Annotated in this window: 17 protein-coding genes; 10 read left to right on the forward strand and 7 right to left on the reverse strand. The window is 66.6% G+C overall.

From position 1 onward, the window contains the following. Window positions 1-7: 7 nt before the first annotated feature. From phnE to ACP69S_RS13090, 5 genes are all read left to right on the forward strand, one after another. Window positions 8-826, forward strand: a complete 819-nt coding sequence (gene phnE, locus ACP69S_RS13070) for a phosphonate ABC transporter, permease protein PhnE (RefSeq protein ID WP_425997855.1) — start codon at window positions 8-10, stop codon at window positions 824-826. A 176-nt stretch (window positions 827-1,002) separates the two neighbouring features. Continuing rightward, the gene (locus tag ACP69S_RS13075; protein ID WP_425997857.1) at window positions 1,003-2,250 is read left to right on the forward strand and encodes an OprO/OprP family phosphate-selective porin; all 1,248 of its coding nucleotides are present in this window, start codon (window positions 1,003-1,005) and stop codon (window positions 2,248-2,250) included. 116 nt (window positions 2,251-2,366) lie between these two features. Beyond that, window positions 2,367-3,410, forward strand: coding sequence for a substrate-binding domain-containing protein (locus ACP69S_RS13080; protein ID WP_425997858.1), 1,044 nt, complete (start codon window positions 2,367-2,369; stop codon window positions 3,408-3,410). Window positions 3,411-3,657: 247 nt separating this feature from the next. Further along, a complete protein-coding gene (locus ACP69S_RS13085) occupies window positions 3,658-4,965 on the forward strand; it encodes a hemolysin family protein (protein WP_425997859.1) in 1,308 nt (435 codons plus the stop codon). A 168-nt stretch (window positions 4,966-5,133) separates the two neighbouring features. Further along, a complete protein-coding gene (locus ACP69S_RS13090; RefSeq protein ID WP_425997861.1) occupies window positions 5,134-5,706 on the forward strand; it encodes an SH3 domain-containing protein in 573 nt (190 codons plus the stop codon). Window positions 5,707-5,805: 99 nt separating this feature from the next. Here the strand turns inward: ACP69S_RS13090 and ACP69S_RS13095 are convergent, their stop codons facing one another. The 3 genes from ACP69S_RS13095 to ACP69S_RS13105 all read right to left on the reverse strand — a co-directional run bounded on the left by ACP69S_RS13095 (window position 5,806) and on the right by ACP69S_RS13105 (window position 8,970). After that, the gene (locus ACP69S_RS13095; RefSeq protein ID WP_425997862.1) at window positions 5,806-6,324 is read right to left on the reverse strand and encodes a CPBP family glutamic-type intramembrane protease; all 519 of its coding nucleotides are present in this window, start codon (window positions 6,322-6,324) and stop codon (window positions 5,806-5,808) included. Then, window positions 6,312-7,421: a Rieske 2Fe-2S domain-containing protein gene (locus ACP69S_RS13100; RefSeq protein ID WP_425997932.1), complete on the reverse strand. Its 1,110-nt coding sequence runs from the start codon at window positions 7,419-7,421 to the stop codon at window positions 6,312-6,314. Before ACP69S_RS13100 ends, ACP69S_RS13095 begins: the two co-directional genes overlap by 13 nt. 73 nt (window positions 7,422-7,494) lie before the next feature. Further along, entirely contained in the window at window positions 7,495-8,970 is a 1,476-nt protein-coding gene (locus ACP69S_RS13105) for a M20 family peptidase (protein WP_425997864.1), read from the reverse strand. A gap of 259 nt (window positions 8,971-9,229) precedes the next feature. Between ACP69S_RS13105 and ACP69S_RS13110 the strand changes: the two genes are divergently transcribed. Both ACP69S_RS13110 and ACP69S_RS13115 read left to right on the forward strand, forming a co-directional pair. Then, a complete protein-coding gene (locus ACP69S_RS13110; RefSeq protein WP_425997934.1) occupies window positions 9,230-9,796 on the forward strand; it encodes a serine hydrolase domain-containing protein in 567 nt (188 codons plus the stop codon). 83 nt (window positions 9,797-9,879) lie between these two features. Then, complete coding sequence (locus ACP69S_RS13115) at window positions 9,880-10,266, forward strand: nuclear transport factor 2 family protein (protein ID WP_425997866.1); 387 nt, start codon at window positions 9,880-9,882, stop codon at window positions 10,264-10,266. A gap of 26 nt (window positions 10,267-10,292) precedes the next feature. Here ACP69S_RS13115 and ACP69S_RS13120 read toward each other — a convergent pair whose 3' ends face one another. Both ACP69S_RS13120 and ACP69S_RS13125 read right to left on the reverse strand, forming a co-directional pair. Next, the gene (locus ACP69S_RS13120; protein WP_425997868.1) at window positions 10,293-11,384 is read right to left on the reverse strand and encodes a glycosyltransferase family 4 protein; all 1,092 of its coding nucleotides are present in this window, start codon (window positions 11,382-11,384) and stop codon (window positions 10,293-10,295) included. Then, a complete protein-coding gene (locus tag ACP69S_RS13125) occupies window positions 11,384-12,208 on the reverse strand; it encodes a UDP-2,3-diacylglucosamine diphosphatase (RefSeq protein WP_425997870.1) in 825 nt (274 codons plus the stop codon). The genes ACP69S_RS13120 and ACP69S_RS13125 overlap by 1 nt, the downstream gene beginning before the upstream one ends. A 252-nt stretch (window positions 12,209-12,460) precedes the next feature. Between ACP69S_RS13125 and ACP69S_RS13130 the strand changes: the two genes are divergently transcribed. Continuing rightward, window positions 12,461-13,090, forward strand: coding sequence for a TetR/AcrR family transcriptional regulator (locus ACP69S_RS13130; protein ID WP_425997872.1), 630 nt, complete (start codon window positions 12,461-12,463; stop codon window positions 13,088-13,090). An 84-nt stretch (window positions 13,091-13,174) separates the two neighbouring features. Here ACP69S_RS13130 and ACP69S_RS13135 read toward each other — a convergent pair whose 3' ends face one another. Next, window positions 13,175-13,777 (reverse strand): exopolysaccharide biosynthesis polyprenyl glycosylphosphotransferase, encoded by a 603-nt coding sequence (locus tag ACP69S_RS13135; protein ID WP_425997874.1) that lies wholly within the window; start codon window positions 13,775-13,777, stop codon window positions 13,175-13,177. Between the two features lie 241 nt (window positions 13,778-14,018). Then, the gene (locus ACP69S_RS13140; protein WP_425997876.1) at window positions 14,019-14,486 is read right to left on the reverse strand and encodes an Lrp/AsnC family transcriptional regulator; all 468 of its coding nucleotides are present in this window, start codon (window positions 14,484-14,486) and stop codon (window positions 14,019-14,021) included. A 122-nt stretch (window positions 14,487-14,608) separates the two neighbouring features. Between ACP69S_RS13140 and ACP69S_RS13145 the strand changes: the two genes are divergently transcribed. Both ACP69S_RS13145 and ACP69S_RS13150 read left to right on the forward strand, forming a co-directional pair. Continuing rightward, entirely contained in the window at window positions 14,609-14,857 is a 249-nt protein-coding gene (locus ACP69S_RS13145; RefSeq protein WP_425997878.1) for a DUF6356 family protein, read from the forward strand. Continuing rightward, a complete protein-coding gene (locus ACP69S_RS13150; RefSeq protein ID WP_425997880.1) occupies window positions 14,854-15,870 on the forward strand; it encodes a putative sulfate exporter family transporter in 1,017 nt (338 codons plus the stop codon). The genes ACP69S_RS13145 and ACP69S_RS13150 overlap by 4 nt, the downstream gene beginning before the upstream one ends. Window positions 15,871-15,951: the final 81 nt, after the last annotated feature.

Raw genomic sequence — 15,951 nt, forward strand, 5'->3', positions numbered from 1 at the left:
CCTGTCCATGATCAGCGACACCATCCCGCAGCCGCCGAAGAAGTCGGCTTCGGCCCAGGCCTTCGACATCCTGCTATGGGGCGGGGTGATCGGCCTGCTGATCGTCAGCTTCAAGCCAGCCGAGATCGACAAGTTTCCGCAGCTGTTCACCGAAGCGGGCCGGATGCGCGAATTCGCCACCGGCTTCTTCGCGCCGTTCGGCAATGCCGGGCTGTTCATGGCGATGGATTGGCCGACCTATATCGGCAAGATGTGGCAGACCATTCAGATGGCGCTGTGGGGCACGGCCCTGGCCATCATCGTCGCCATCCCGCTGGGTCTGTTGGGCGCTCGCAACATCACGCCGGTGTGGATTCAGCAGCCGGTCCGCCGGGCCCTGGACCTGATCCGCTCGCTGCCCGACCTCGTCGTCGCCCTGATCTTCATCACCGCCGTCGGCCTGGGTCCGTTCGCCGGCGTCATGGCCCTGATGTTCAACACCGGCGGCGTGCTGGCCAAGCTGTTCGCCGAGGCTGTCGAGTCGATCGACAAGGGTCCGGTCGAAGGCGTGCGCGCCACCGGCGCCGTGTCCCTGCAGGAGATCGTCTGGGGCGTCATCCCTCAGGTGGCCCCGCTGTGGACCAGCTACGCGCTCTACCGCTTCGAATCGAGCAGCCGCTCGGCCACCGTGCTAGGGCTGATCGGAGCGGGCGGCATCGGCCAGGTGCTGCTCGAATCCGTCAACGGATTCCAGTACGATCAGACCGGCTGCATCGTGCTGGTCATCGTGGTGGCCGTGTCGATGATCGACTTGCTGTCGCAGATCATCCGTAGCCGTTTGCTCTGACGACGGACGACCCTGTGGCGGCTCTGCCACAGGTTAACCTCTTGAAAACGCTTGTCGCGGGGCTGTCACAAATCGGTGGCGGAACCGTCACGGGACCCCGTTAAGCCGCTGTCATCCTGATCCCGCTCCTGAAAAGAGGGCGAGAGGCCAGGGGCAGTCTGAAGGGGAATCCTCACATGCGGAACAAGACCACGCTGGTCGGCGGTTCGGCGCTGGGCGTGATGCTCGCGTTGGGCCTGAGCGTCTCGGCTCAAGCGCAAGACACCACCACCACCTGGCGCGGCGCGCCGCAATTCGCCAACGACACCCTGACCTTCAAGGTCCGCGGTCGCGTGTACGAAGATGTCGTCTACCAAGACGTCGATCGCACCGGAACCGGCGTCGACTTCAAGGCCTGGAACACCCGCCTGCGCACCGCCCGTCTGGGCGTCGAAGGCACCTGGAACGGTCAATGGGCCTACAAGGCCGAGGCCAGCATCTCCAGCGGCGGCGGCACCACCCAGTGGGAAGACCTGACCCTCGAGTACAAACCTACCGAAACCTCGTCGATCATCGTCGGTAACTTCAAGACCGTGTCGCTCGAGGACATCAACTCGTCGCGTTACAATACGATGATGGAACGCGGCGCGTTCAACGACTTCATCAACGCCGGTCGCGTGATGAACCTGCAGTACAAGATGAACGGCCCCAACTGGACCGCCGCCGTCGCCGTCTCGGGCGATAGCCTGAACAACGCCGACGTCGCCACCAACGTCTCGACGGGCTCGAAGGAAACCTTCGGCTACAACGGCCGCGCCACCTTCGCGCCGATCGTCACCGACTTCACCACCGTCCACCTGGGCGTCTGGGGCCGTTACCGCGACCGCGGCGACCAGGCCAACTTCACCTATCAGGTCCGCAACAACACCAACTACGGCGCGCGTTACACCTCGTCGGGCGCCGTTGGCGTCCACGACAAGACGATCGGCCTGGAAGCCGTCCTGCTGCACAAGCAGTTCTCGCTGCAGTCGGAATACGCCCGCATCACCGCCGACCGCACCGGCACGGCGTCGGACGTCGAGCTCGACTCCTTCTACGTCACCGGCAGCTTCTTCCTGACCGGCGAAACCCGCCGTTACGAAGCCGCTCGCGGCGAGTTCAACCGCACCCGCATCCTGTCGCCGATGACTGCCGGCGGCATGGGCGCCTGGGAAGCGGCCCTGCGCTATGACTCGGTCGACCTGACCGACCTGAAGGGCGTCGCCACCGCTGGCAAGTACACCGCCTGGACCGCCGGTCTGAACTGGTACCCCCACCCCTACGTCCGTTTCCAGGCCAACTACACCAAGGCCCAGAACGACAACCCGCTGACCACGGGCGTCAACACGCAGCTGAACGATGTCGACGTCGACACCTTCCAGATGCGCGCCCAGTTCGACTTCTAAGAAACGACCCAGGACCGCCCCAAAAGGGCGGTCCTGATTGCCTTGCCAACTAGGACCACTCCATCGGGAGCGATCCTAGATCCTCCCCAAGCTCTCGAGACTTCCAGGAGTTCTCTATGAAAAAGATGCTTTCCTGCGCGGCCGCCGCCGTCGCCCTTTCGGGCCTCGCCGCTGTCCCCGCCCACGCCGCTCGCGACTATGTCTGGGCCGCCGGCTCCTCGACCGTGTTCCCCTTCTCGACCCGCGTGGCCGAGAACTTCGCCAAGAAGACCGGCAAGAAGGCCCCCAAGGTCGAATCGCTGGGCACCGGCGGCGGCATCAAGCTGTTCTGCTCGGGCGGCGGTGAAGGCTTCCCCGACATCGCCAACGCCTCGCGTCCGATGAAGAAGTCCGAGTTCGACGCCTGCGCCGCCAAGGGCGTCAAGGACATCGTCCAGATCAAGATTGGCTTCGACGGCATCGTTGTCGCCACCGACAAGGACGGCGCCGACTACAATTTCAAGACCGAGCACCTGTATCTGGGCCTCTCCGCCCAGGTGCTGAAGGGCGGCCAGTTCGTGAAGAACACCAGCAACAGCTGGGACGACGTCGGCAACGGCCTGCCGGGCAACCGCATCCAGGTCTATGGCCCGCCGCCCACCTCGGGCACCCGCGACGCCTTCGTGGAACTGGCCATCGAGGCCGGCGCCCGCAAGTTCCCGACCGCCGACGAACTGCGTTCGAACAACGAAAAGCTGTTCAAGGCCAAGGTCGATCCGCTGCGTAACGATGGCTGGATCGACGCCGGGGAGAACGACAACGCCATCGTCGGCACCCTGACCAAGACCCCGGGCGCCCTCGGCGTGTTCGGCTTCTCGTTCTTCGAAGAGAACATGGACAAGGTGAAGGTCGCCAGCATCAACGGCGTGCGTCCCAACCCGCAGACCATCTCGGACGGCTCCTATCCGCTGGCCCGCTCGCTCTACATCTATGTGAAGAAGTCGAGCATCGGCGTCACGCCGGGCCTGGCCGAGTTCCTGTCGGAGTTCACCTCGGACGCCGCTTCAGGCCGTGGCGGCTACTTGCAAGGCCGCGGTCTGATCCCGCTGCCCCCCGGCCAGCACGAAGCCCAGAAGAACGTCGTCAAGAACAAGACCTCGATGGCACGTCCCGCTTCGTAAGCCTCTAAATTTTTCCCTGACCAAAACTGATGCGCCGCGGCCCTATGGGCCGCGGCGTTTTCTTTTGTATAGTGAGCCCACGGTTCACCCTCGCCGCGTCAAGGAAGTCAGGGTCGCGGTCGCCGCCCGGCGTCGCGTCATCGACCCACCAACCGTTGCCGTCTTTTTGGACGGAAACGGCCGGGGATAATGCGGAGCGCGTTCTAATCGCGAAACCGAGCACACTTTCGCGGAACGCGCTTCGGCCATGATCCTCCTCGCGCTCGCCGTCGTGTTTCTCCTCGTTCTGTTGAACGGGGTTTTCTCCATGTCCGAACTGGCGGTGGTTTCCGCCCGCCGGGCTAGGCTCCAGACCTTCGCCGATCGCGGCGACAAGGGCGCCAAGCTGGCCCTCGCCATGGCCGAGCATCCAACAAGGTTCCTGTCGGCCGTGCAGGTGGGCATCACCCTGATCGGCATCCTGGCCGGCGCCTACGGTCAGGCCACCATCGCCGGCGCGCTTGACACCTGGCTGTCGACCAAGCCCGTGATCGGACCTCATTCCGAGATCATCGCCACCATCGTGGTGGTCATCGGCCTGACCTACGTGTCGGTGATCCTGGGCGAGCTGGTGCCAAAGCGCCTGGCTTTGCTGTTCCCCGACGCCATCGCCCGCCGCATGGCCCCGTTCCTTGCCATCGTGGCCACAGTGCTGCGCCCGTTCGTGACCATCCTGACCGTTTCGACCGCCACCATTCTCAAGCTGATGGGCGTGCGCGACGAGCGGACCAACGACATGACCGCCGAGGAGGTCGAGACCGTCCTGGCCGAAGGCGCCGACGCCGGCCTGATCGAGCCCGAGGAGCGCTCGATGATCCAGGAGGTGCTGCGTCTGGGCGACCGCCCTGTGCGAGTCGCGATGACCCCGCGCCGTGACCTCTTCTGGATCTCCCTGGCCGATACGCCCGAGGAGATTCTGACGGAAATCCGCAACTGCCGCTATTCGCGCATCGTCGTCGCCACCGACGACGACCTCGATGGCGATATCGGCGTGGTCCTGAAGAAGGACCTGCTGGACGCCGCCCTGACCGGCGGCCCCATCGACGTCGCCGCCCATGTGCAGCGGCCCATCGCCATTCCCGAGACCATGTCGCTGCTGCGCGCCATGGCGGTCTTCAAGCAGACCCCGCTGCACATGGCCCTGGTGGTCGACGAGTTCGGCTCGGTGCAGGGGGTGATCACCCCGCTGGACCTGCTGGAAATGATTGCCGGCGACTTTCCCGAAGGCCATGACGACACCGAAACCCGCATCCTGCGCCGCGAAGACGGCTCATGGCTGGTCGATGCCCGCCTCGACATCCAGGAACTCAACGACGCCCTGGGCGAGTCCTTCGAGGCCGAGGGCGGCTATCACACCGTGGCCGGCCTGATCCTCGACCGCCTGGGCCGCATCCCCCGCGAGGGCGAGATCGTCGAGCTTGGCGGGTTCGATGTCGAGATCGTCGACATGGACGGCTCGCGGATCGACAAGGTGATCCTCAAGCCGTGCCTGAGGCGGGGCGCGGACGGGGAGTAGGACGCGCGCGCCGGCCTGCGGGTCGGCTTTGGGCGGCGCCCAAAACTTTTTTCCACATGAACGAATTCTGTCCGCGCGGTCGCCGGCGCCGTTCAGCTTCGACCTGCCATTGTCTGTCTCACGGGGTTGATGACCTCGGAGACATTCACGGGACGAAGGATACTCACCATGACCATCAGCAGCACCACCAAGACGTTCGCCCTGGGTCTGGCCATGACCGCCAGCGCCCTGACCCTGATTTCGGCTCCCTCGGCCTTCGCCGTCGAACAGCGCCTGGGCGGCGTCGTCGGCTGTAACGCCGCCGGTTCGAAGCAGGAAGTCGGCGCCGTAATCGGCGGCCTGCTGGGCGCCGTGGCCGGTAACAAGCTGGCCAAGAACGAACGTGGCGCAGGCACCGCCGTCGGCGCTGTCGTCGGCGCCGGCGCGGGTTCCTATGTCGGCTGCAAGATGCAGAAGAAGGACGCCCGTCAGGCCGTTGGCGGCACCTACAAGAGCGATGGCGTCCGTTTCGCTGACTCCATCCAGGCCGAGCCTGTCACCCAGCTGGACGGCAAATATGTCGCCCGTTCGAACCTGAACCTGCGCGCCTCTGCCTCGACCCGCGGCGCCAAGGTGGGCGGCGTCGGCGCTGGTCAGACCTTCCAGGCTCTGGGCCGCACCGGCGACGGCAAGTGGATTCTGGTTGGCCAGGATGGCGTCGGCGTTGGCTACGTTTCCAGCGCCTATGTCTACCGCGCCTAACACATAGAGGTCTGGAACGCGGTTTCCGTCCCTCCCGCGTTCCAACACGAGCCCGTCTGGTCGTTCCCCCGACCAGGCGGGCTTTTTTTGTTCGGGATCTTACCCCAGCGCGCTGACCCCGCCCCACCAGGTCTGCCAGATCACCACCATGGCCCAGTGCAGCAGCACGGCGGGCCACAGCGAGCCTGTCTGGCGACGCATGATCGCGCAGGCCAGGCCCAGCACGGCGCAGCACAGCAGGAAGTCGGGGCGCAGGAAGATCTTGGCTGCGGCCTTCAGAAAGGTGAGCGCCTCGAACACGTGCCACAGGGTGTAGAGGCCGGTCGAGATTGCGATCTCGAGCACCGGGCGCTGCGGCTCACCACGGTCGGGCGTCAGCAGACCGCGAAACGGGATCTCCTCGCCCAGGGCCGGGATGAACAGCACCGTCAGCATACGGAGCGCCAGGTCCGGCTGGGTCGGGGTCAGGTGGTAGAGGCCGGTGGAAAAGCCGATGGCGGCCATGATCGGCACGGTCAGGGCGCAGGCGGCGGCGCAGAACAGCCAGCCTTGAAGGGTCGGCAGGGTGACGAGGCTGCGCCCCAGCCGTCGCCCGAGTTTGCCGATCAGGTGCGCCAACGCAGCGTCGTTTCCTTGACCGGATTGACGAAGGCCCGGCCCTCGGCGCGGCTGGCCTGCCACTCGCGCTTGCACTGCTGGTACCAGCGGGCCTGCTGGTCGGCGTCGCCCACCCACATCAGCGGCGGATTGCTCTGCAGGCCCTGGCTTTGCACGCCGACGATATAGCCGTCCTGGCGCAGGAAGGCCCGGGCCGCGATCCGGATGATCGGATGGAAGGCTGTGAACGCCCAGTGATCGGACCACATGATCTGGTTCATGCGGGTCTTGTTGGCGTTGATCGGCGTCATGGCCGACAGGGCCAGCACCTGCTTGTCGCCCACCGTCACATGCTCCCAGCGCAGGCCGGGCAGGCGGAAGGTGATCTCGGTCAGGGGCTCGCCGCCCAGAATGGCGTAGGCCTTGGAGTTCTTGGACGGCTCGTGCCGGACCATGGTGAAGCCGGCCTCGGACGGGGCGAAGCGTTTGGTTTTCTCGTGCTGGCTGGCGGTGGTGCGCCACCACCATTGCTGATGCACATAGGGGCCGTGGGCCGGGTCGATCAGCCCCAGCACGGCGTGGTCGATGTGGATGTCATAGTCCAGGGCGTCGACCAGCTTGGGCTTGCCGCCGACGATGCCCGGGATGACGGGCGGGGCTTCCGGCGGTTCGCCGTCGAAGCGGGCGTCCGACGACATCCAGATCCAGACGAGGCCTTGGCTCTCGACCACCGGATAGCGGCGCACCCGCACCTTGGAGATGTCCAGATCGCTGTCGGCCGTGAGCGACGGGATCGCGGTGCAGGCCCCGTCCGTGCCGAACCGCCAGCCGTGATAGGGGCATTCTATGCTCTCGGCGCCGTTCGCCTCGGTTTTGACCTTGCCGGCCGACAGGGCGGCGGCGCGGTGCGGGCAGACGTCGCGGATCGCATAGGCCTCGCCCTTGCGCGTGCGGCCCAGCAGCACCGGCTCGGCCAGCAGTTCGCGGTGCTCCATCTTGCCGGGCTTGAGCTCCGGCGACAGGGCGGCGACGTACCAGGCGTCCATGACGAAGCCTTCGCCGAACCGGGCGGCGGGCTTGGGAGCGGCGGGCTTCTGGGCGTCGTCGGGCATGCTCAGCCTTCTAGCGCGGGGACGCCCCCTCCGTCACGTTGCGTATCCGCGCCGTGACGGAGGGGGCGTCTGGCGCGCGTTATCTGGACGCCGCCGTCTCGACCAGCCGCTGATAGAACCGCACCATCCGCTCCACATTGGCGATGCTGATGTGCTCGTCGGTGCCGTGGATCATCTTGGTCTCGTCGATCGACATCACCAGCGGCTGGAAGCGGTAGATGTCTGTGGCCACGGGCGCGAGGTAGCGGCTGTCGGTGCCGCCAATGACTAAGCCAGGAACGACAGGCGCCTTGCTCTCGTCGGCGGCGAGGCTGGCAATGGTCTTCCAGGCTTCGGAGCTGGTCGAGGAGATCGGCGAGGGCTCGTCCGGCGTCTTTGTCCAAGCAAGCTCGACAGGCAGCTTGCCGACCGCCGACTTGGCGCGGGCCATGATCTCGGTCGAAGTGTCGCCCGGCGCGATGCGGTAGTTGATCCAGGCGGTGGCGTCCTGCGGCAGGACGTTCTCCTTGGGCGAGCCCTTCAGCATGGTGGGGGCGATGGTGGTGTGCAGCATGGCCGCCCCAGCCGGCGTTTCGGCGGTGACCTTCACCAGCAGCGGCGAGAACAGCCAGCTGTTGGCGACGAACACCTTGACCGGTATCTCGGCGTGCGGGGCGATCGACGTCAGCATGTCGGCGCCTGGGCCGGAGAATTTCATCGGGAACGGCTTGCCGGCGATGGCCAGAACGGCCCGCGATAGCGTCGCGACACCTGTTTCCTTTGGCGGCGACGAGGAATGGCCGCCGATGGCCGGGGCCGTGACCTTCAGCGTGGCGTAGCCCTTCTCGGCCGTGCCGATGATGGCGGCGGGCTTGCCGGTGGCGGGATGGTCCTCGACCACGGCCATGCCCTCGTCGAGCACGAACTGCGCCTTGATCCCGCGCGATTTCAGCAGGGCTGCGGCGGTGCGGGCGCCGACGCCGCGCACCTCCTCGTCGTGGCCGCTGACGAGGATCACAGTGCGCACCGGCTTGAAGCCGCCTGCCGCCAGACCGTCGAGGGCCTCGAAAAGGGTCACGAGCGAGCCCTTGTCGTCGATCGCCCCCCGACCCCAGACTGCGTTGTTGGCCACCACGCCGTCGAACGGCGGATGGGTCCAGGAGCCCTCGCTGCCCGGCGTCACCGGGACCACGTCCTGGTGGGCCATCAAAACGATGGGGGGCAGGGCCGGGTTCGAGCCGGACCAAGTATAGACAAGGCTATGCTCGGCCACGACCTCGCGCTTCATGGCGGCATGGGCGGCGGGATAGGTCGTTTGCAGCCAGGTGTGCAGCTTGTCCCACTCGGCCGGCTGGTCGTCGGCCTTGTCCTGGTGACTGATGGTCTGAAAGCGCACGGCCTGGGCCAGGTTGGCGACGGCCTTGGCGGTGTCGACCGGCTTGGCCGCGGCTAGATTGGCGGCGGCGATATCAACCGACGCCGGAGCCTTGAAGGTCGCCGTCCGCACCGCCATCACTATGGCGACGGCCCCGATGGCCGCACCCACGAATAGGAGTCCCTTGCCCACAATACCCACGTCGCCACCCCATACGTCTGTTTGGCGGGGAGCTTGGCCGGGAACGCCCTGTCTGTCCAAAGTTTCATTTGAGGTTGGCGCGAGCCCGGGTCAGGGTCCGCGCGCCTCCGGGGAGGCCGCTTGCCGACGCGCCGCCAGATCGTCATAGCCGGACCCGGCCTGATGCTGGTGGGCGCCGCGCACGCCCAGGAGCCCCCCGAAAAACTGGAGGCCTTCTTGAAGAAGACCGGAGCGCCCGCCTTGGCCGGAGCGCTACATTCTGGCTGGGGCCGCCATCGAGCGACTGACGGGCGGGACCTGGGAGGCGGCGATGGGCCGACGGATATTCGAGCCGCTGGGCATGGCCAGCGCCGGCTTTGGCGCGCCGCTGGGCGACAACGCCTGGGGACACAGGGCGCCGCCCTTCATCGGCGCCGTCGTGGCGCCCACGCCCATGGACCCGACCGATCCCGCAGCGGAGAATCCGTTGGCCCTGGGGCCGGCCGGGAAGGTCCACGCCAGCTTGGCCGACTATGGCAAGTTCCTTCGCCTGTTCCTGACCGAGGGCGGTGGGTTGCTGAAGCCTGAAACGATGGCGCGGCTGACGCGGCCGGTGGGCGAAGGCGGGGCGCCCTACGCCCTGGGCTGGGCCATCGCGCCGCCCATGCCCTGGACGCGCGGCCCTTCCCTCGTTCACGACGGCTCCAACACGATGTGGCACATGCTGGCGGTCGTGGCGCCAGAGCGCGGCATGGCGGTCGTCACGGTCTGCAACACCGGACCCCACGCCGCCCGCATGGCGGCGCCGCTGCTGGCCCAGCGCCTGCAAAAGGCCTATGCGCCCTGATCCAGCGCCGGGGTGGCGGGACTGCTGACTGTTCTGGGCCGCAAGGCGGCGTAGAAAGACAGGTCTTTGATGGGGAGAAGGCCATGACGGGAAGCGTCGGCGAGGTCGTGAACGCCTATGTGCGGGCCTGGAGGGCGGGCGATGTGCCGGCCATCTTCGCCTGCTATCACGACGACTTCACGATCCACTATGCCGGAACCAGCCCACTTGCGGGCTCGCATCGCGGCAAGACGGCGGCGCTGGCGGTCCTGGCGGAGGTCTCCCGCAAGACCCGGCGCCAGCTGGTCGAGATCGTCGATGTGATGGTAGGGACCGACCGCGCCGCCGTGCTGGCCCGCGAACGCTTCAGCCGCGACGGCCGCGAGGCGCTGGTCGAGCGGCTGCTGGTCTATACGTCCAAGGACGGCCTGCTGCACGAGTGCTGGTTGTATGAAGCTGATCAGGCGCTGGCAGATAGTTTTCTGGGGTGACGGGAGGGTACCTCCGAGGTCGGCTGCTAAGCCGCCGTCCGCCCGCGCAGTCGCGCCAGCCGGCGGAGCCTGCGCCAGAATCGGGTCTTTTCCGGCTCGGGATAGGGCTGAAGGTTCCTGAAGAACTCCTCGGCGCAGGAGCGCCACGAAAAGCCCTCGGCGAACTTGCGGACGACCGTCTTGTCCAGGTCGAGGCAGGCCATGCAGGCTTCCTTCAGCCCGTCGGTCTGGCCCGGAGCCAGACAGCCGGCGTTGGAGCCGGGGATGATGTCGATAGGGCCGGGGGCCGAGAAGGCGGCGACCGGCACGCCGGCGGCCATGGCCTCCAGGATCACCAGACCGAAGGTGTCGGTCAAGGAGGGGAAACAGAAGACGTCGGCGCAGCCGAAATAGCGGCCCAGCTCTTCACCGAACTTGGCTCCGGCGAACACGACGCCGGGATATTTCTCGGCCAGCTCCTCGCGCTGGGGACCGTCGCCGACGATGACCTTGGTGCCGGGCAGATCCAGGCTGGCGAAGGCCTCGATGTTTTTCTCGACGGCCACGCGGCCGACATTGAGGAAGATCGGCCGGGCCAGGCCCTCGAACACGTCGCACTCTTCGGGCTGGCGGGGGCGGAAGATGTCGGTGTCGACGCCGCGCGACCAGGGCGAGAGGTTGCGGAAACCGTGTTTGGCCAGCTCGTCGCGCATGGTGGGCGTGGCGACCATCAGGCGCCCGGAGGGCTTATGGAACCAGCGCATGTAGGTATAGCCGGCGGCCAGCGGCAAAGGCAGGCGGGCCGAAACATATTCAGGGAACTTGGTGTGATAGCTGGTCGTGAACGGCAGCTTCCACTCCAGGCAGATGCGGCGGGCGGCCAGGCCGATCGGACCCTCGGTGGCGATATGGATCGCCTCGGGCTCGAACGACTTGAAGCGATCCTGCACGGGCTCGTAGGCGCCGATGGCCAGCTTGATTTCCGGATAGGTCGGCAGCGGGAAGGTCGGAAACTGGTCGGGACTGACCACGTCGACCTCGTGGCCCATGGCGCGCAGTTCCTCGACCACCCGGGTCAGGGTGCGAACCACGCCATTGACTTGAGGTTCCCAGGCATCCGTGGCGAGCAGTATTCGCATTAGGCGGCGGCAGGCTCCGGCAGGGGCTCGTCAAGGGACGTGGCGCGCTTGCGGTCGATGACCGACCACGAGCGCAGCTTGGCCCATTCGAGGATTTCGAGGTGACCGTCAGCGTGTTCGACGAGGGCGGTGCAGCTTTCCACCCAGTCACCATCGTTCACATAGGTGATTCCGTCTATGTCGCGCATTTCGGCCTTGTGGATGTGTCCGCAGATCACCCCGTCGACCCCCCGCCTGCGCGCTTCGTCGGCCACGGCGGCCTCGAAGTTCTCGATGAAATGCAACGCGTTCTTCACCTTGACCTTAAGATAGGCCGAGAGACTCCAGTAACCGAAACCCATGCGTCGCCGAGCGCGGTTCAGCAAGGTGTTCAGCATCAGGATGGTTCTATAGGACCAATCGCCGAGGAAGGCGAGCCACCTGGCCTGCTGCACGACGCCATCGAATTCGTCGCCATGGACGACCAGGTAGCGCTTGCCGTCGGCGGCCTCGTGGATCACGTCGCGGACCACGATGACACCGCCGAAGTGCGTGCCGCAGAAGTCACGGATGCGGTCATCGTGATTGCCCGGCACGTAGATCACCTCGGTTCCCTTGCGGGCCAGGCGCAGGATCTTCTGGATCACGTCGTTGTGGCTTTGGGGCCAGTGCCAGCCGCTGCGCAGCTTCCAGCCGTCGATGATGTCGCCGACCAGATAGAGCCGGTCGCATTCGACGTGGCGGATGAAGTCGAGCAAGAGCTCGGCCTGGCAGCCTCGCGTGCCGAGGTGCAGGTCGCTGATAAAGATGCTGCGGTAGTGGCGGACAGCGGATTCGGTGCTCATTGCGGCCCCCGGTTGCTGCGCTTGGTCGATCCGCCCCCGGATTGGTCGCGACCCTCGGCGAGTGCACCGCCGATTAAGCTGATTGCATGTCGCTTTGATGAAACCGGCTTCCGCAGGCGACGCTCCGAAAACGGGCAGCTCTGGCGATGGCGAGGCAGGGGGCGCGGCCTTCTGCATCGCCTGGGCGCTGCCGGCGGGCGAAGGGGGCGAACGCCTGTTGCGATGCAGCATGGCCCGCACTAGATCATGGCCATGGACGCCGCCCGCCTCGCCAAGGACACCCCGAAATCGTTGAAGACGCGGGCGCGGATTCTCGATTGCGCGATGAAGCTGATCGCCGAGATCGGCTATCACGCCGCCACGAACCCGATCATCGCCGATGCGGCAGGCCTGACGCGCGGGGCGATGCTGTATCACTTCCCGACCCGCGAGGCCTTGGTTGAGGCCGCCGTGGCCCATGTCCAGGCCGAGCGCTCGGCCTTGTTTCGCGCCGCCGCCGACACTCTGCCCCCGGGCGGCGACGTCACCGAGCACGCCATCGACAGCTATTGGGACCTGCTGCAGAGCATCCCGTTCATTGCCTTCGCCGAGCTGGAAGCGGCCGGCCGCACCGATCCGGCCATCCAGGCCCTGCTGACCCCGGCCCAGGCCGAGTTCGACCGCGCCCAGGCGGGCGATCATTTCCTGAAGATCCTGCACGCCGGGGCTGGTCCGCGCTTTCAGGCCAGCCGCGACCTTGCCCGCTTCATGCTGGAAGGCCTGGCCCGCTCGACCCTGACTTATGACAAGGATGGTCGGCAGGAGCGCCTGCTGACGCTGATCAAGCGCGCCACCCACATGCTCAACCGCAAGGGCGACGTCCAGGATCTCTGGCCGGACTGAGCTCTGCCCCGACTGCGTCGGTGGCGTTCCTTGTTCAACGCATTTTCTTCACGCGAACCGGAATCCACTTCGCTTGAAAATGCTCTAGTAGGCGTTCTCGGCCGCCAGCAGATGCGGGGCCGTCAGCAACATGATCCGCAGGTCGCCCGCAAAAGACCATGTCTCGATATAGGCGATATCGGCTCTGACGCGCCGGGCCATCGATTCGATGTCGTCGGTGCCGCCGCGCAGCCCCTGGATCTGGGCCAGACCCGTCAGGCCTGGACGGGTCCGGAAACGCAGGGCGTAGCCGGGGATCAGTCCGCCATACTGCTCGTCATGGGTCCGAGCATGGGGACGAGGACCGACCAAGGACATGTCGCCCCTGAGCACATTCAGCAGCTGGGGCAGCTCGTCGATGCTGGTCTTGCGAATGAAGCGCCCCACCGGGGTGATCCGGTCGTCGGCGCGCGTTGCTTGCACGACGGTCTCGCCGTCCTCTTCGCAGCGCATGGAGCGGAACTTGTAGATCGTGAACGGGCGTCCGTTCAACCCGCCCCGGGCTTGCCGAAACAGCACCGGGCCGGGCGACTCCAGGCGGATCAGCAGGGCCACCAGCAGCAGCGACGGTGCGAAGAACATCAGCATGGCCAAGGCCACGACGACGTCGAAAGCGCGCTTGGCCGAATCCCGCGCGACGCGAGGCATCAGGTTCTCCGCGCACGCGAGATCCGCCCGCGGACGAGAAACTACACCAGTCATCGGTCCCCACCGTGCTCTCATCGCGGGAAAGAAGCGCAGACTTGAGCGCGCCTTCGGCAACTCGCAGCTTGGGCCACGATCGCGACGCCGTATGTGACGGGAGTCACAGTCAGCGCCAGATGATCGTATCGTGACCGCGCCGATCCGCCGCTCCCCTGAAATGGGGGGATGCAGCCGGGCTTGCCAGTCAGCCGTGGGTTATGGGCAGGGCGGTGGTGAACTTGATCTGCTCCATCGCGAAGCTGGAACTGACGTCGGTGAGCGGCGCGGTGGCGATCAGGCGCTTGTAGAACCGGTCATAGGCGGTGATGTCGCGGACCACGACCTTGAGGAGGTAATCGACCTCGCCGCTCATCCGGTAGAATTCGACCACCTCGGGCAGGGCGCGGGCCCCGGCGGCGAAGGTCGTGAGCCAGGCCTCGTCGTGCCGACCCGTCTTCACGGCCACGAACACGGTGAGGGAAAGGTCCAGGGCCTCGCGGTCCAGCAGGGCGACACGGGCGACGATCACCCCTGCGTCCTGCAGACGCTTGATCCGTTTCCAGCAGGGGGTCTGGGTCAGGCCGACCCGCTCGGCCAGTTCGGCGATGGGGACGGTGGAGTCGTCCTGAAGGATCGCCAGAAGTCTGCGGTCTATGTGATCGAGATCAATCATCTTCGATTTCGCCGATATCGGGAATGAACTTCTCCATATCGCGGAAATGGCAGCACATCCAGTAATGCCATTCTCGGGTTTCGCTTCATCCTTGGAGGCTTGACGACGAATTCGGGGATCCCATGCTGAAGTCATTTACGAGCCATCCCGAAGCGGTGGGCGAGACCTATGGCGAGCACATGGGCGTGGCCTGGAGCTTCGGCTTCACCCTGATTGGCGCGGGCCTGGCCTGTCTGATCCATGGCCTGCTGCCCTTCGCCTTCGAACGCACCGGCAGCAACGCCGTCCGCCGTCTCAACGAGCGCCTCGGCCGCCGCTGCGCCGTCGCCGATTCGGCGCGCGGCCTCGACACCGCCTCCGCCCAGGGATGAACGCCGCCGTCGCCAGACTGTGCGCGGTTCGCTTGGAGGTCGGCAAGCTGTGGCCCGGCCTGATCGCCGGCCTGGCAATCGCCCTGCTGGCCAAGCCGCTGTCGCACCTGCTGCACGCGCCGGCCCCGCTGCTGGCGGTGGTGCTCGGCATGGGTCTTGGCGCCCTAGGTCTTGGCGCAAAGCTGGCGGCCGGTCTCGACATCTGGGCCAAGCCCGGCCTGCGCCTGGGCGTCGCCCTGATGGGCGCGCAAATCACCTGGGGCGAGTTCGCCCTGCTCGGCGGTCCCGCCATTCTGGCCAGCGGCGCGGTCGTCCTGGGCGGCCTGACCGTCGGGGCCGGGGTCGGCATGGCCTTGGGCCTGCCCCTGGCCGAAGCCCTGATCGCGGCGGCCGCCTGCTCGATCTGCGGCGCCTCCGCCGCCCTGGCCGCATCGCAGGCCGCGCCGGCCAGCGCCGCCAACCAACGCACGACGGCCCTGGTGATCATCGGGGTGAACCTGCTGTCGACCGTGGCCATGCTGGCCTATCCGCCCATCGCCCAAGCCCTGGGCTTCACGGCGCATCAGGCCGGCGTGTTCTTCGGTCTTTCCATCCACGACGTCGCCCAGGTCGCTGGCGCGGGATCGTCAGTCTCGCCAGACGCCGCCAGCGCCGCGGCCCTGGCCAAGCTGGCCCGCATCGTCTGGCTGGGCCCGGCGGTGGTGCTGATCGGGGTGCTGCTCAGCCGCACCCGGGACGGCTGCGGCAAGGCCTGCTTCAAGGGACCGCCGGCCTTCGTGCTGGGCTTCGCCGCCCTGGCGGCGCTGCGCGGCTTTGGCCTGCTGCCCGAGGCGCTGGTCACGATCCTGGCGACGACCTCCAGCTTCCTGCTGCTGGCCGGCGTGGGCGCGATTTCGGCCAAGCTGGGGCCGGCGGCCTTGCTGCAGGTCAAGCCGAAGCTGGCCGCGGCGCTGGGCCTCTCCACCCTGGCGGTGGCGGGTCTGGCATATGGCCTGACGCTGGCGTTCTTCTGAGCTGGGCAGAAATTGCGGATAAACTGGGCCTGAAATACCGACGCAGGCCGCCCTGCAAGCCCTGACGGCAATCTTCGGCAG

It is taken from the genome of Caulobacter sp. DWR1-3-2b1 (assembly GCF_049895765.1).
GTDB lineage: Bacteria > Pseudomonadota > Alphaproteobacteria > Caulobacterales > Caulobacteraceae > Caulobacter.